Source organism: Pseudomonas sp. TYF_14, from assembly GCF_043105275.1.
Taxonomy (GTDB): domain Bacteria; phylum Pseudomonadota; class Gammaproteobacteria; order Pseudomonadales; family Pseudomonadaceae; genus Aquipseudomonas; species Aquipseudomonas alloputida.
This window is the reverse complement of the sequence record NZ_JBICLK010000034.1, coordinates 1-15,743: the sequence shown is the minus strand read 5'-3', so window position 1 is coordinate 15,743 and position 15,743 is coordinate 1. Positions and strand designations below refer to the sequence as shown.

Genomic DNA, 15,743 nt, shown 5'->3' with positions numbered 1-15,743 from the left:
CCAGGCTTCGAAAGCCTGCACAGTCAATGCACTGCGCCCCTGACGAGGTTCATAGTCGCTGCCCATCCGGTAGCACCGCCTGCACCACACTGGCTGGCTGTTGCAACAAGCCTCGGGGCAAGCGGAAGCCTTTGAAAGGTTGCTGGGTAATGGGATTGAAGGCTTTTTCAGCGTTAAGCCGATAGCGCATCACGCCATCTCCGGTCCTGAAGCTCAGGTCCACGCTGGTCGCCGTCCGGCCATTGAGCGCACCGCGGCTGAGCAAGCGGAACATCGACCACGGGCCACGGTACTCCAGGCTGCTGCTGTTGCCATTTTGCCTTAGCAAGGTGAGATTGCTACGGACCTGCTGCCCCAAGGTATTGGGCCAGACAATACCCGTGATATGGCTTGGCCCATGGGTGTAGGCAATCAACTGGCCATCCAGGTCCAGCAGGCTGGTACGCTGGTTCGCACTGAGCCCCAAGGGCTCGATGCTGAACTGCACACTTAGCTTGCCACGCTGATCGAAGAAGGTTTCGCGGATGCGCTCCGCCAGCTCGAGCTGCTCGATCACGTCGGCACGAATCAGGGATTGCCCGTGCTGAGCGGACTGCAAGGCCTCAAGGTTGTCCTTCAGGAAAACCTTGAGATACCGATCATTAAACTGCTGCAGGCGCCCTTTCGGCCCGAAGAACGCCTCGAAGTCATCCAAAGAAGCATCGGGTGCCTTCACCACAAAGGGGTAGCGGCCTGCCAGGCGTTGCTGGAAAAAACTGTACACGTCAGCATCCCAACGTCGCTCCAGTTCGCGCAGTGCTTCAACGTTCAGCACCTGGGCAGTCTGGTCGGCGAGCTTTCTGACCTGGTGGCTGATAGGCTCCGGTAAACCTGTGGCAATACGTTGCAGGGTGCCGATCGGGTCCTGACCTGTCATCGCAAAGCGCTGATGCACGGCTTGCAACGCGGCCTTGCCGCGGTCCGGGCTGCCTTGTACGGCCTTGGCGTAGTCCAGCACGGCCGCAACAGCGCCAAGGGTTTCATCGTAGTAGCTCGGCTTTTCTCCTGTCGCCTGCAGCATGGCGCCCAGGCCTGCAAACGCCCGCTGGATGGCCAACGCTTGCTGTTGCTCGGGTTTTCCGGTTGCTACGCGCAGCGTACTCAGCTCACCCGATGCTTCAACAGCTGCTGGAGGCGCAAGCGAGGTGTTATCCCTGACCGTATCCAGCAGCCGTTGCAACGGTGCTGCGGGGCCGGTCAACTGCTCCAGGATCGCGACACCATGGTCCAGATCACGGAAGTCAGCCACCGTAAAAGCGGTCAGGGCGCGCCGCCAGCTGTCAATGTAATCGGCGCTGTAGAGGTTATACAGCCGCTCGGTCAGCGCATCGCGGTCGACGTCCGAATAGTCGAGTTGACTGCGCTCCCCCAATGCCCATTGATCAACCATCGCCATTTCAGCGAAACGTTGGCTGTGCGGCTCGAAGTATTCCCTGAAGCCTTTGGCGGTGAGCATGGCGGCCAGCCGTACATCCTCATCCCCTTGCCTGGCCCCGGAAGACGGCTGGTACACCACATCGAACGCAGGCCCTACCTGGTGGCGCAGGTCCAGCCCGGCGTGCAACTGCTGGTACGATTGTTGTTTCAGCCCTGCGTAGACCCGCTGTGGCAACGGCAATTTGCGCAACGCCTGCTGCACTTCGCTGACCCGCTGGCGGTACTGCGGCAAATCGGTATCGGCATAGGCCAAGGCGTATTTCAGGTGCTGCATGAGGTCACGCTGCAACTGCCCCTGGCCAGGAAAGGCCCGTTGCCACTGACGGGCCATCCAGTCCTCGACCCATTCGGGCCGGCGGCTGTTGCGGTCCTCGATCATCCGGTAAACCCTGAGCGCGGCCATTTGTTGCTCGCTGCCAGGTGGTGCTGCGTTCATGGCATCGATCACACCACTGGCCAAGGCCGGCAAGAAACGTTTAGACAACAAGCTGAGGTACGCCTCATCAACCAAGGGACCAATGTTGCGCCCTTGATACAAGCCAAAATCGGCAACCACCGGCCAGGCCGCACGATAGTCGCCAAACACCGCGACCGCATCGCGAATCTGGTCCAGTGGCGCCAGCAGGTTGCGCCCGGTCGGATCAAGACGCATATCGACTTCGTGACCGCTGTACTCCTGGCTTTTGGCGAGCACACTGGCAGCCTTGGCGCCATTGATGTCGGCGTAACGCTGCCAGCTGGCAACGGCGATACTGAACGCCAGGATGCCTACACCAGAGCCCACCCACAGCAAGTGGCGCTTGCTGCGCGCAACCCGAACATTGTCACCCGCCAGCCCGGCTTCCTGATAGATAACCCGCCTGAATGCTTGCTGGATGAAATAGACCAACGCCTTCCCCTGTGCCTTACCTTCACGCAGGGGCAGCTTCGTCGTGTAGGGCTGAGCCGCTTCTCGGACAAAGGCATTGCGCATGTCGCCTTGCTGTACCACTGACGACCAGTACACACCACGTACCAAGGGTGGCGTGGTGAACCGGTCACTCGCCAAGGTTTCGCGCAGGAATGCCTGCAGTATGGGGCGCAACCCGATCAACTGTGCATGCAGTGAGAACAGGCGCCCGCACGGCGCTGTCTTGCCCAGTACATCCAGCCGGTCGATGACCTGCTCCTGCAATTGGGTGAGAAGCCGCCCGTAGTGCTCGTCATACTCATCCAGCCAGGCGTCGAACGCGTCAACCGCATCCAGCTTGAAGGTGAACCCCAACAGGCTTTCACGCTTGGCGGCCGGAAGCTGGCTGTAGAACTGGTCGAAGCCGTCCAGCAGATCGAACTTGGTCAGTACCACGTACAGCGGCAGGCGCGCCCCCAACTGACTGCTCACTTCGTAAAGGCGTGTGCGCAACCCATGGGCCAGCGTGACGCGCTGCTCGGGCTTGCCATGCAGCAGCGCCGGCAGGTCGACCACCAGCAACACACCATTGAGCGCCCGCTGGCTTCGCTTACGCTGCAGCCAGCCCAACAGGTGCTCCCACAACCGGGCCTGGATGCCGGGCGGAGCGGAGGCTTCGGAGGGGGCGTTGGCCGCCGAGCCCGCCGGCGGTTTTTGACTGATGAAAACACCGGGCGGGTCGATGATCACGGCATCGTCGCTGACCCACCAGCCTACCGGGTAGGCCATTGCTTGAGTCTGTCGGCCCCGTGCCTGGGCCTGGTCGATACGCGTCAAGGTAAAGCGCTGATCGGTGCGGTCGATGAAGCTGCTTTTACCGGACTGTTCGTCGCCCAACACCAGGTACCAGGGCAGCCGGTACAACGCGCGTCGCCCACCGGCATTGTCGAGGTACCGCTCAAGCCCCTGGCTCAAGGCCCGCTCTTGCGCCTGCACGAACGGTAGCGCGACATCCTGTTCGGCGGCCAGTGCCTGGCGGCGCTCCGCTTGCAGGCGGCGAAAGCGCGTGCGCAGCACCCCAAGCCAGCACAGAAGCGGCACCAGCACTAGCACCAGGCTTGCCACGCTGCGATGAGCCACACTTGCCAGCGGCTGCTGCTCACGCCACGTCCATTGCGGGCCAAGCCACCAGATGGCGACCAGCATCAGCAAGGCGCCAAGCCCGAGCAGCAGCGGCAGCGCCAGGCCAATGCGCGTTACCCACGGCCAGCCCCAACGTTTGAGTTGCGTCCATATTTGATTCATCGAGGCTCCTGATCCTTGTCTTGAACTGCCAACACTGGGGATGCCGCGTACTGCTGAAGCCGCTCAAACACCTCGGGCTCCCACGCACTGGCGGTGGTTTGCTGCATGGTTCGGGCAACGTTGGCGCACAGGTCCTGGGCCAGCCAGGACACACCCCGCGCGGCCAGCAGATCAGCTGCAATCACGGTGGTGTGGCAGCGCTCACGGGGAGCACGAACGCCGGCTTGCAGCCCTTGCAGCCGAAGGAGCAGCGGCTCTATGCCACCGGTTTCCAGCTGGCTGACAAGCTCCTCGCGCAGGCCGCTGAACTCCTGGGGGGTTGCACCTTGGCCAGACGGTCCTTGGGTGCCCTTGAGCCAGGCCAGGCACTGGTCGTCGACAAATACCATGCCGTCGCTGAAGCACAGCTGCTGCAGCGAGGGCATGCGCTGTACAAACCGGGCGGTGGCACAACGGATGGCTTCGGCCACCTCGCACATCGCCAGCTGTGTGGCGACGGTCGCAGCCAGAAAGCTGCCACGAATCCAGAAGGGGCAAGCCGTCAGGCTCTTTTCAATACGCTGCAGCAAGGCGGGGTCAACCGCCTTACTGGCAATGGCCTCTTCATAGACCCGCGTGATATCCAGCGGCACCGCCATCAATTCCGTACGGTTGCCCTGCCTGACTTGGGGAGCAACCTGAATGTGCGCCCACAAACCGAAACGCCGTAACTGGTAGCCGGTAGCGTCGTAAGGGTCCTGCTGGTTGATGAGCTCGGCCATGGACAGCACGGCCCGGCGTGTCTCACGCTCATTGCCCATCGACATGCGTGACACGGGTGTGGCGATGACATCGGCCAACGGTGCAGGCTTCTCGGTTGCAGCCGGCGCTTTGGGCACAGCAGCCTCGCCAACACCGTTGGCAAGTTCCGAGTACTTGCCTAGCAGGCGCTCAAGTTCGCCCAGTGCTGCCGTGTCCAGCTGCACTGTTTCCTGTTGTTGCAGGCGTTTCAAGGCAGCCTGCGCTGCCGCTGCGTGGGTCGGGGTGTAGGTAAAACGATCAAGACGCGGGAGCGCCTCGGCCAAGCGATCGATCACCAGGGCAACCAGCTTGCGCTTGCCCAGGAAGCCTTTCGGTCCCGGCTTGGGATGAGCGGCTTCCCAATAGCACTCGAGCATGCCGGCCAGCAACGCCAAGGTGCATCCCCACTGCTCCCAGCAGCCGCTACGCAACCATGCGGCACTCAGGTGCGCAACGATTCGCAAGTGCTTGCATTGCTGGCTCAGGTACTGACGGGATGCGTCTTCGATGTAGACCCAGTCGATCGAGGCTTCCTGCAGCCCACCCAGCTTGACCATCTCCTGATCAATGGCCTGATAGGTTTCGTCCTCGACATCGAACAGGCCAGCCGGAACTGCCGGATCAATCGGCGCGAGCAACCGAGTGACCTCTTCCCTGGATACCTGCGCTACCACCGACATGTGCTTCGCGCCCGGCTGATCAAGGGGTCCAGGCCTTGCGCATCGAAGGTCAGCCCGTCGACCTCGCCGTGATCACTCACAACCTCGATACGCTGGGCCCCGATCAGCTTCCTGATCTGCTCGATGGCGGGCAGACCACGCCCGGCATCGAGCACCTGGCCGTTCTCCATCACTTGCCAGGGCGTCTCACGGGTAGACCAGCCCTCCCCACTCAGGCGTACCTTGACCCAGCTCGCTTCGATCGGACGCCTGGCAATCAGCTGCAGCCGGGAGATGGCCTGTATGCAACTGATTGCCATGTAGGCACGTTCATCACCCGATGCGATGGCGGGCGCCGAAATCACAAGCGCTGGTGCGCCTGCCCCGTCCTGAGGCTGGCTCCCGATGCGAAACGTCAGGTCATCCGGTGCCCGTTCAGCTTCATTTGCCATCACACGCAACACCGTGGGGGCCTGCTGCTCCGGTGCAGACCACTGCCGTTTTGGCGTGTACGCCGGGGTGCCAGCAGCCTGATCGAAACAGGCCAGTCGCTCGACGTTGGAAACAATCCGGGGACAGTCCCGCGTGGAGCCTGCCAGCACCGGCTGCAGACAAAACAGCAACGAGAGACCGGCGCCATATGCACAGCGGTTAATCATCCTGAATTTACTCTCTGAATAGTACAAATGGCCTATATGGCGCAAAGAACTTTCCTACAAATAGATAGCAATGCCCATGCACCCGCGCGACCAATTAAAACAAATCCAGCAGAAGCCTATTACACAGTACCGAATGCACACAAACAAATATTTCTTTACATCTTAATGCTCGACCAAAGATCACTCTTGCGTGCATGGTTTTTATAGAAATTGGACAAATAATCCAACCCACTGAACATATGTAGGAATCTTCCTACAAGACCGAGACATTAATAAACACCACTAGCACCTGAACATCCTACAGCCCAACAGGGAGTTGCGTACCGATGTCTAAAAATACGGGATCCGTTGCGCCGAAAGAACGCGTCAATATCAAGTATGTCCCCGCTACCAGCGATGAGCAGGCTGAGGTGGAGCTGCCGCACAAGATGCTGGTGCTGGGCGACTTCGGCCTGGATGACAACCCTGCGCTTGAGGACCGCCAGGTCATGCGCATCGATAAACATACATTCAACAGCGTGCTGAACGACGCCAACGTGAGCCTGGACGTAACGGTACCGTCCAGGCTCGGCACCGCCCCGGATACCGAGCTGGCCGTCCACCTGCAGTTCAGGTCCATCAACGATTTCGGGCCGGACCGGATCGCGCGCCAGGTGCCCGAGCTGAACAAGCTGCTGGCGCTGCGCGAAGCACTGGTCGCCCTGAAAGGCCCGCTGGGCAACGTCCCGGCCTTCCGCAAGCAATTGCAGCACCTGCTTAACAACGAGCAGGCGCGTAAGCAGCTCGCCCAAGAACTGGACCTGGTGCTCGAGGCGCCAGAAAAAGATTGAGACAACGGAGCGTCCCCATGCCCAAGCCAAGCAGCACCGCCATCACCACAGACGCAACGGCCGATACATTGAGCAATGCCACCCTGCTCGACCAGATCATGGCAGAAACCAAACTGGTACCTGCCCAGGAGGGCTACCAGATTGCCAGGCAGGGCGTATCTGCCTTCATCACCGAAATCCTCAAGAGCAATGACCCGGATCAGCTGATCAACAAGCACCGAGCCGACCAGATGATTGCCGAGATCGACCGAATGCTCGGCAAACAGATGGATGCCATACTGCATCAGCCTGAGTTCCAGCAGCTTGAATCATCATGGCGCAGCCTGAAACTTCTGGTCGACCGCACGGACTTCAGGGAGAACATCAAGCTTGAAGTCTTGCATGTCACTAAAGAGGACCTGCTCGACGACTTCGAAAATGCTGCCGACATTACCTGCAGCGGCATCTACAAGCATGTATACACCGCGGGTTATGGCCAATTCGGGGGAGAGCCGGTTGCGGCCATGGTAGGTAACTACAACTTCGGCCCCTCTTCCCCTGACATCAAGTTGCTAAGTTACATGGCCTCCGTTGGCGCCATGTCCCATGCCCCTTTCCTTGCTGCACCTGCCCCCGAATTCTTCAATTTGAACAGCTTCGAGGAGCTGCCTAACCTCAAGGAAATAAAAGACCTCTTCGCCGGCCCTCGGCATGCCAAGTGGCGCGCTTTTCGTGAAAGCGAAGACGCCCGCCACGTCGCCCTGACCGGGCCGCGCTTCATGCTTCGCTCCGCTTACCACCCGCAGGAACAACCGATCGAGAGCTTCAACTACAACGAAGACATCGCCGGGCAGCACGACAACTACCTGTGGGGCAATTCTGCTTTTCTGTTAGCCAGTTGCATCAACGACAGCTTCGCCCGCTACCGCTGGTGTCCGAACATCATCGGCCCCCAATCGGGCGGTGCTGTCGAAGACTTGCCGGTCCACCTGTACGAATCCCTGGGCCAGTTGCAGGCCAAGATTCCTACCGAGGTGCTGATATCCGACCGCAAGGAATTCGAACTGGCCGAAGAGGGCTTCATCGCCCTGACCATGCGCAAAGACAGCGACAACGCCGCGTTCTTCTCCGCCAACTCGGTACAAAAGCCCAAGCACTTCCCGAAAACCCCTGAGGGGCTTCAGGCACAGACCAACTACAAGCTGGGTACCCAGTTGCCCTACCTGTTCATCGTCAACCGGCTCGCCCACTACATCAAGGTGCTGCAGCGCGAGCAGATCGGCAGTTGGAAAGAGCGCCGTGACCTTGAGTCCGAGCTGAACAAATGGATCAAGCAGTACGTCGCCGACCAGGAGAACCCGTCTGCCGACGTTCGCAGCCGCCGGCCGCTGCGTGCCGCCCGTATTGAGGTCTCGGATGTTGCGGGTGACCCGGGCTGGTACCAGGTTTCGCTCGCCGTACGCCCGCACTTCAAGTACATGGGCGCGAACTTCGAGATTTCCCTGGTCGGGCGGCTCGATACGCAATGAGTGGTCTTTTTGATCGCCTGATGGTGGACCAGTGCACCCGCCGGGAGGCCTCCCGACGGGAGAGCGCTTCCCACAAGTTCGCCGCCATCAAGCGCCACCTCGAAACGCTGCTGAATGCCCGCCAGGGGTGCTCCCAGAGCAGCCCTGAGCTGGGCCTGCGCGACTTCAATGGGCATGACGTGAGCAACGGCGACTTGCTTGTGCAGGTGAGCGCGGATATCCGCCGCACCCTCCAGCGCTTCGAGCCGCGCATACAGGTACGCACGCTCAACGCAGTGCCCGATACCCATGCCCCGCTGGAGCTGCATTTCAGGCTGGATTGCCTGGTACAGGTCAACAACCACGCAGAGCAGCTGCAACTCGAGCTGCTGGTCGATGGCCACAACCGCTACACGCGCGTGAGGTGACCGATGTCTCTGAGAGACCGTTTCAGTGAAGAACTGCGTTACCTGCACGAACTGGGGAACGACTTTGCCAAGGACAACCCACAACTCGCGCGGTTACTTGGCAAAGGTGCCAGCGACCCCGATGTCGAACGCCTGATGGAAGCCTTTGCGTTCCTGACCGCCAAGCTACGGCTGAAGCTGGAAGACGACTTGCCAGAGCTGACCCACCCCATGCTGCAGTTGCTCTGGCCGAACTACCTGCGGCCGCTGCCCAGCGCGACGATCATCAAGTTCAGCCCGGTGAGGCAATCCCTCAGCCAGTCACAGCGCATCCCAAAAGGGTCGCGGCTGTTCTCGAAACCGGTAGACGGCGTGGCCTGCGAGTTCCGCACCTGTACAGCGGTCAACATTCATCCGTTCGAGATCGACACGGTCGCAGCCACCCAGATATCCGACAGTTCTGTGATCTGCATCGGCCTGCAATCACTGGTCGATCGGCCGTTGAACAGCCTGGGCTGTACCACCCTCGACTTTTACCTCAGCGGCGATACCCGAACCGCTCGCACGCTTTACCTGTGGGTTTCTCAATACCTCAAGGATGTCAGCGTGACCATCAACGGCGAGGTTCGTCGGCTGCCGGCAAACAGCATCGCTTTCCCAGGGTTCAGCCCCAACGACGCCTTGCTGCCTTACCCACAGAACGTCTTTGATGGCTATCGCATCCTGCAGGAGTACTTCGCGTTCCCTCAACGTTTTCACTTTTTCAGCGTTACCGGGCTGGAAAAAATCTGGCCAGCTCATGGCAGCCAGCAGGTAAACCTCGAATTTCACTTCACGCGCCAGCTACCCGACTCGCTGCGTGTCGGCAAAGCAGATTTCAACCTGTTCTGCGCACCTGCGGTCAACCTGTTCCAGCACAGCGCCGAGCCCATCGACCTGTCCGGCAAGGACGCCATGGTTCCACTGAAGCCCAAGGGCACAGCGCCGCACGGCTACGAAATCTTCAGTGTCGACCAGGTGATCAGCACCCGAACGACGACTGACGGTAACACCGGTGAGCACCTTCGGACCTTCCGTCCCTTCGAGTCCTTCGCCCATGAAATCGAGCACGTCCAGGGGCGCACGGCGCTGTATTACCGCTGCCAGCTGGAAGAGTGCCTGCACGGCAATGGCGTCATGCATCGAATCGCCTTCGTCCGCGCCGACGCCAACAGCTACATAGGCGAGCTGGAAACCGCGTCCATCGACCTCACCTGCACCAATCGGGACCTACCGCTGGCGCTAGGCGTGGATGACATCAACGTCCTGAGCGAACTTACGCCGCCGCTGGCCACCTACACCAATCTCTGTACCCCCACCCGCCCCTGTCGCCCGGTGCTGGACGGCCAGTTGCAGTGGGCGTTGATCTCCAACATGTCGCTCAACTACCTGTCCATGCTCTCGGTAGAGCCGCTGAAAGCGGTGATCCAGGCCTATGACTTCATGGCCCTGCACGACATCCAGCAGGCTCGCACCACCCGTAAACGCCTGGAGGGTATGCGCGACATTCATACCCAGCCCATGGATTGGCTGATCAAAGGGCAACCCATTCGCGGCCTGCACACCCTGCTGAAACTGGACCAGACCGCCTTCCTCTGCGAAGGCGACTTGTACCTGTTCAGCTGTGTGCTCGCTCATTTCTTCGCCCTGTACGCCAGCATCAATTCCTTCCACCAGCTGGAAGTGATCAACACCACCAATAACGAGCACTACACATGGCCAATACAGACCGGCAAGCAACCGCTGATCTAGCCGACAAGCTGCTCTGCAGAGCGCACCAGTACAACTTCTTCCAGTTGCTGGAGCGGTTGCACGGGCTGCATGGCGATGACCTGGAACCGCGTTGGCCGGACAAGGCCACCCGGCTGCGCGTGCGCCTGGCCTGCGACACACGGCTGACCTTCCCTGTATCGGACGTGTACAAAGCCCAGCGAATGCCCGCTGAGGACGAGCGCTACCGCATCGTTGCCACATTCCTGGGGTTGCACGGCACCGATTCGCCATTGCCCACCTATTACCTTGAACAGGTGGCTTATGAACATGCGCATGGCATCGGTGTACGGCCGGCCTTCTTCGACTTTTTCAACCATTACCTGCTCAGCCTGTTGCACCGTATCTGGCGCAAGTACCGCTATTACATCCGCTTCCAGCCAGGTGCCAGGGACGGGTTCTCGCAGTACGTGTTTGCCCTGCTGGGGCTTAACGACAAGCAGTTGCGAGGGGACACGGCGCTGCCCTGGAGCCGCCTGCTCAGTTTTGCCGGCGTGATCGCCAGCCGCAGCCGTGCGCCGGGCACTGTGGCCGGCATCATTGCGCACTGCTTCGACCTCAAGCAGGTGCACATCCGCGAGTTCGAGACGCGATCAGTCGTCACGCCGTCCAGGCAGCTTGCAAGGCTGGGGCGGACCAACGGCCAGCTGGGCAGCACGTTCATGATCGGCAGCCGCACGCGCACTCGCAGCAGCAAGTTCACCATCGTGATCAGCGAACTCGACCAGACGCAGCTGCGGGACTTGCTGCCCAGCGGCATCAACTTCGGCCGTTTGCGTGCACTGATCGACTTTCTGCTGCGTGACGGGCTGGCCTACGACCTGGAACTGCGCCTCAAGCAGAGCGCGTTGTCCCCCTTCTGCTTGCACCGCAGCCAGGGCGCATACCTGGGCTGGACCAGCTTCGTCGACGACCGGCATGGCCAGATCAACCCGGTTGTACGCATTCGGGGGCGCTCATGAACACAGTCACCTTGAACATCACCAACCTCGACCAACTGCAGCACGGCGTTACTGCTCGGCACCTGTTCGATTGCAAGGGCGGCACCATCGGCAGCGGGCGAGCAAACTGGCAGATCAATGACCGCGATCAGACCGTTGCGCCCATCCACTGCGAAATCCGCTGGATCGAAGGCAGCTTCTGCGTGATCGACCACTGCCACCGCACCTACCTCAATGGCAGTGCCAACAGCCTGGGGCCGCTTCCACCCAGACGCCTGGTTGAGGGTGACCAGCTTCTCATTGGTACCTATCGGCTACAGGTTCAGTACACCCAGGATCAGGCCTGCACGCGCTCGCTGGAGGACCTGTTCAACCCGGACCCGAGGGTGCTCGACCGCCTGATAGCGGAAGCGCCTGCAACCGCTTGGCCGGCACAGCCTTCTGCCCCCCAACCAGCCGTCGAGATTTCCTCGGTCTTCAAAGCAGCCATGGGGAATGACCCTCTGGCAGCGCTGGACGCAGCAGACGGTGAAGGGGCACTCCGAGAAGGCCCGCTGCAGCGCCTGATTGCCGGAGCATACCCATGAAGCCTCATCCACTTCTGCTCGCCAGCCTGCTGCTTGCGCTGGTCGTGCCCACCGGCTGTACCTCTTTGAGCAGAATGAGCCAGGTGGCCATGGACCACTCGTTGCCCATCGGGCCGCCCCAGGATCACCCGACCGAGGTCGCATTCAGCATCAATGCCAGCCCTACCCTCAACGGCAATCCGAACAGCCTTGACGTCGCAGCCGAACAGGATAGCGCCCTGGAGCCCAGCCCCTACGCTGTAACCCTGAGTGCTGGCGACCCCTATGCGTTGACCGAAAAAATCGGGGTTCTGTTCGAATACCTGCAAGCGCAATTCCCGGCCATGTCTCCCGTCGAGCTGGACGAAGGAGACGAAAGCGACCCGGCGCGCTCGCCCCTGGAAGAAAGCGGCCCCGGCAGCTACGACGACCCTCAGGTGGCGTTGACCTTGCCGCACACCACAAGCGTTGCCTCAGCGCTGGTCGCCACGCCCATTGCCATCACGATCCTGCAACTGCGCGACGACTCACTGCTGCGCAACACCGTGTACCAGCTACTGGAGCAGGACCCGGCCAAGGCGCTGCGCAGTACCTATATCCGTAGTGACGACTACCTGCTGCGCCCTGGCCAATTCAAGTACATCCCGTTCGAACCCATCCACGCCGAAACCCGCTTCGTCGCGGTGATCGCCGACTACCGAGGCCATGAAAACGCCAGTTGGCGGCAAGTACTGCGCATTCCGCCGCGTGGCCGCCAGATCATGCTGTCGGTGTTGGTCAACGACACGCACATCGTGCTCAAGGAAGAAGACTGATGGCGCCTCAACACCCTTTGCCCTTCCTGCTTACTCACGCTGACACGGAGCGCCCATGAGTTCACGCAATCCCGTTCTCTGGCCCGAAGGCCTGTTCGTCAAACCACAGCATTTCCAACAGGCGGCCAGGGCCAGCGAAGCAGCCCTGCACCAGCGCCTCGCCAGCCTCAATGCAGCCTTTTACGGCTTCAGCGAACTTCAGTTGAACGACGAATACCTGAGCCTGGGCAAAGTCGCCATCACCCGGGCGCGAGGTGTGATGCCGGACGGCACGGTGTTCGACATTCCCGCCGACCTGCCGCCACCGCCGCCGCTGGAAATCGGCGACGACGCGTGCCAAGACAGTGAGGTGTATCTGTGCCTGCCGCTGCGTACCGATGGCGGCCGCGAAGTGAGCTGGCCCGACAATGCAGCCAATTTCCGCTATACCGCCCAGGTACAGGAAATCAAGGATACCCACTCCGCTGACGGTGACCTGGTGCAGGTAGACCTTGCGGTGCCCAACCTGCAGCTCAAACGCAAGACCGAAGACAGCAGCGCCTACACCCGCCTGGCCCTGGCACGTATTCTGGAACGGCGCCCCGACGGCAGCCTGCAACTGGACGAAGCGTTCTACCCCACCAGCGTTTCGGTGCGGGCGGTGCCAGCGCTGCAGCGGTTTCTAGAGGAAATCACCCATACCTTGCGCGAGCGGGCGCGCGGCCTTGCCACGCGGATTGGTGCCTCGGGCCAGTCCGGGATCGCCGACATTCGCGACTTCAACCTGCTGCAGGCCATGAACCGTTGGTGGCCATGCTTCCAGCATCTGGCCAGGCAAGCGCAAACGCACCCCGAGCAGCTGTACCTGTGCATGAGCCAGGCCTGCGGCGAATTCGTCACCTTCACCGACCAGAACCGGCTGCCGCAGGAGTACCCCGCCTATCACCACACCGCACTGCGCACGTCTTTCAAACCGCTGGAAGATACCTTGCGCCGGTCTCTGAGCACCGTCTTGCGGCCACGCGCTGTTTCACTACCGCTGGAGAGCGAACAATTCGGCGTGATGACGACCACGCTGGAAGACCGCCGGCTGATCGACGAAGCCGACTTCATCCTCGCCGTGCGCGCCAGCATGCCACCACAGGCGTTGCGCCAGATGTTCATCCAGAAAGCCAAGATCACCTCACTTGAGTCACTGAATGACCTGGTGCCGCTGCAATTGCCGGGCATCCCTTTGTTGCCATTACCCGTGGCGCCCCGCGACCTGCCCTTCCATGCGGGCTTCAGCTACTTCGAGCTGGACCGACGTGACCCGGCCTGGGCGTGCATGAGCAAGGCGAATGGCTTCGGCATCCACATTGCGGGCGACTTCCCAGGGCTTGAACTGCAGTTCTGGGCGATCAGGAGTGAGTGACATGGGAAAAGACAACAATACGCCCACCGATGAAAACAACGCTGTAGTCAACGCGCTTGATTCAACCCTTGAAAAGCCAGTACCCGCCCCCCGGGCTGCGGCAACCAATGCGCAAGTATCCACGGACAAACCTGAGCCTGAGCCCTTTTCCGAAGGCTACCCCGCTGACCCGGAATTTCAGCTGCGGGGCGGCTTCGCCAACCTGATGCTGGATGCCGCATCGCCGTTGTTCGGCTTGGTTATACGCCTGCGTACGCTGGACGAGCTGCCAAACATCCAGGACGTGCACCAGCAAGTGCGCAGCCAGATCGACAACATCCAGCAAGAAATGCGCCAGCACGGTTACGAGCCGGCTCAGTTGCTGGCGTACTCCTACGGTCTGTGCCTGTTCATAGACGAAGCCGTTATGGAGCGCCCCTGGGGCAAGAGCAGCTGCTGGAGCCAGGAGCCGCTGCTCAGCATCTTCCACGACGAGACCTGGGGTGGGGAAAAAATCTTCACGGTGATTACCCGCCTGATGCAGGAGCCCAAGCGTTACCAGGACGTACTTGAGTTCATGTACTACGCCCTGTGCCTTGGGCTGAAGGGCAAGTACGCGCTCGCGCCGAAAGGCGAAGAAACACTCAACGCATTGATTCACCAACTGCACGGGATCATCCGCGAACTGCGCGGCCCTACCCCCGAAGAAGTCTGCGACCCCTACACCAATGTGGCCCCACGCAACTTCCGCATGAGCCGGCAATGGCCCTGGTGGAGCCCCTTGGTGATTTCCGCCATCGCCATGGCGGTGGCCTACGGGATCTACAGCTACCGCCTGCACCTGATCACAACCGAGGTGCTGGAGTCGCTGAACGGCATCTTGCAGCAATAGCCAACCGTGACACAGCACCACTGAGTTCAACGAATTCGCGAGGTTTTTGCCTCGCTGACAAGCCCATCGTTTCCGATGGCCACGCCACCTGTGGTGTGCGTGCTTTACCCACATGGACGCAGGAGTAACTGCCATGCCAACACCCGCTTACATCAAGATCGTAGGCCAGACCCAAGGCAACATCACGGCGGGCGCCTTCACCGCTGACTCCGTCGGCAACGTGTTCCAACAAGGCCATGAAGATCAGATTCTGGTTCAGGAAATCAAGCATGAGGTGACTACGCCCACTGACCCCCAGAGCGGTCAACCGAGTGGCCAGCGCGTGCATAAGCCTTTCATATTCACCAGTTCACTGAACAAAGCTACCCCCCTGATGTATCAGGCACTTGCCACCGGCGAAATGCTGCCAACAGTCGAGGTCAGCTGGTATCGCACCTCGTCGGAAGGCAAACAAGAGCATTTTTTCACCACCACGCTCGAAGACGCCACCATCGTCAGCATCAATACCGTGCTTCCCCACGCACTCGACAAAGACAATGAAAACTACACCCAGCTGGTTGAAGTATCGCTGGCGTATCGAAAGATCACGTGGGCTCACGATGTAGCCAATACCGAAGGCTCTGACGACTGGCGCGCACCCGCCGCTTGACCTGTGCAAATGCCCCGGGCAGGCCATGCCCGCCCGGGCTTTGTGTTGATTCAGACGGCGGACAAGGATCTTTTATGCCTAGCCAATCTGATTTGCGCTACAGCTTTGAGGCACTCGTTGGCAAAGCTGAATTCGAAGTGGTGTCGTTCGAACTCCGAGAGGGCATCAGCGCACCCTTTGAACTGGAGCTGAAACTGATCAGCTTCG

13 protein-coding genes are annotated in these 15,743 nt (G+C 60.5%); 10 read left to right on the top strand and 3 right to left on the bottom strand.

All coding sequences use genetic code 11. The features are described 5' to 3' along the window. Positions 1-49: 49 nt before the first annotated feature. From tssM to vasI, 3 genes are read right to left on the bottom strand one after another with little or no spacing between them, the layout of a single operon-like run. Entirely contained in the window at positions 50-3,670 is a 3,621-nt protein-coding gene (gene tssM / locus ACF8O8_RS10590) for a type VI secretion system membrane subunit TssM (protein ID WP_392509652.1), read from the bottom strand. After that, entirely contained in the window at positions 3,667-5,130 is a 1,464-nt protein-coding gene (gene tssA / locus ACF8O8_RS10585; protein WP_392509651.1) for a type VI secretion system protein TssA, read from the bottom strand. The genes tssM and tssA overlap by 4 nt, the downstream gene beginning before the upstream one ends. Next, positions 5,118-5,768: a type VI secretion system-associated protein VasI gene (vasI, locus tag ACF8O8_RS10580; RefSeq protein WP_177331243.1), complete on the bottom strand. Its 651-nt coding sequence runs from the start codon at positions 5,766-5,768 to the stop codon at positions 5,118-5,120. The genes tssA and vasI overlap by 13 nt, the downstream gene beginning before the upstream one ends. A gap of 326 nt (positions 5,769-6,094) precedes the next feature. Here vasI and tssB point away from each other — a divergent pair, with 326 nt between their 5' ends. The 10 genes from tssB to ACF8O8_RS10530 all read left to right on the top strand — a co-directional run bounded on the left by tssB (position 6,095) and on the right by ACF8O8_RS10530 (position 15,536). Then, positions 6,095-6,598, top strand: a complete 504-nt coding sequence (gene tssB, locus ACF8O8_RS10575) for a type VI secretion system contractile sheath small subunit (protein ID WP_392509650.1) — start codon at positions 6,095-6,097, stop codon at positions 6,596-6,598. A 17-nt stretch (positions 6,599-6,615) separates the two neighbouring features. After that, positions 6,616-8,106: a type VI secretion system contractile sheath large subunit gene (tssC, locus tag ACF8O8_RS10570; protein WP_019436866.1), complete on the top strand. Its 1,491-nt coding sequence runs from the start codon at positions 6,616-6,618 to the stop codon at positions 8,104-8,106. Next, positions 8,103-8,513, top strand: coding sequence for a type VI secretion system baseplate subunit TssE (gene tssE, locus ACF8O8_RS10565; RefSeq protein ID WP_010953542.1), 411 nt, complete (start codon positions 8,103-8,105; stop codon positions 8,511-8,513). The genes tssC and tssE overlap by 4 nt, the downstream gene beginning before the upstream one ends. A gap of 3 nt (positions 8,514-8,516) precedes the next feature. Further along, positions 8,517-10,283, top strand: a complete 1,767-nt coding sequence (gene tssF / locus ACF8O8_RS10560) for a type VI secretion system baseplate subunit TssF (RefSeq protein ID WP_392509649.1) — start codon at positions 8,517-8,519, stop codon at positions 10,281-10,283. After that, positions 10,247-11,263 carry a type VI secretion system baseplate subunit TssG gene (tssG, locus tag ACF8O8_RS10555; protein WP_392509648.1) on the top strand — a complete coding sequence of 339 codons (1,017 nt, stop codon included), beginning with the start codon at positions 10,247-10,249 and terminating at the stop codon, positions 11,261-11,263. The genes tssF and tssG overlap by 37 nt, the downstream gene beginning before the upstream one ends. Continuing rightward, on the top strand, positions 11,260-11,829 hold the full coding sequence (locus ACF8O8_RS10550; RefSeq protein ID WP_392509647.1) for an FHA domain-containing protein: 570 nt from the start codon (positions 11,260-11,262) through the stop codon (positions 11,827-11,829). The genes tssG and ACF8O8_RS10550 overlap by 4 nt, the downstream gene beginning before the upstream one ends. After that, positions 11,826-12,623, top strand: coding sequence for a type VI secretion system lipoprotein TssJ (gene tssJ, locus ACF8O8_RS10545; RefSeq protein ID WP_392509646.1), 798 nt, complete (start codon positions 11,826-11,828; stop codon positions 12,621-12,623). The genes ACF8O8_RS10550 and tssJ overlap by 4 nt, the downstream gene beginning before the upstream one ends. A gap of 55 nt (positions 12,624-12,678) precedes the next feature. Next, positions 12,679-14,016 (top strand): type VI secretion system baseplate subunit TssK, encoded by a 1,338-nt coding sequence (gene tssK, locus ACF8O8_RS10540; RefSeq protein WP_010953537.1) that lies wholly within the window; start codon positions 12,679-12,681, stop codon positions 14,014-14,016. Position 14,017: 1 nt separating this feature from the next. Further along, positions 14,018-14,887, top strand: coding sequence for a type IVB secretion system protein IcmH/DotU (icmH, locus tag ACF8O8_RS10535; RefSeq protein ID WP_392509645.1), 870 nt, complete (start codon positions 14,018-14,020; stop codon positions 14,885-14,887). 133 nt (positions 14,888-15,020) lie between these two features. After that, on the top strand, positions 15,021-15,536 hold the full coding sequence (locus ACF8O8_RS10530; RefSeq protein WP_010954872.1) for an Hcp family type VI secretion system effector: 516 nt from the start codon (positions 15,021-15,023) through the stop codon (positions 15,534-15,536). Positions 15,537-15,743 lie beyond the last annotated feature (207 nt).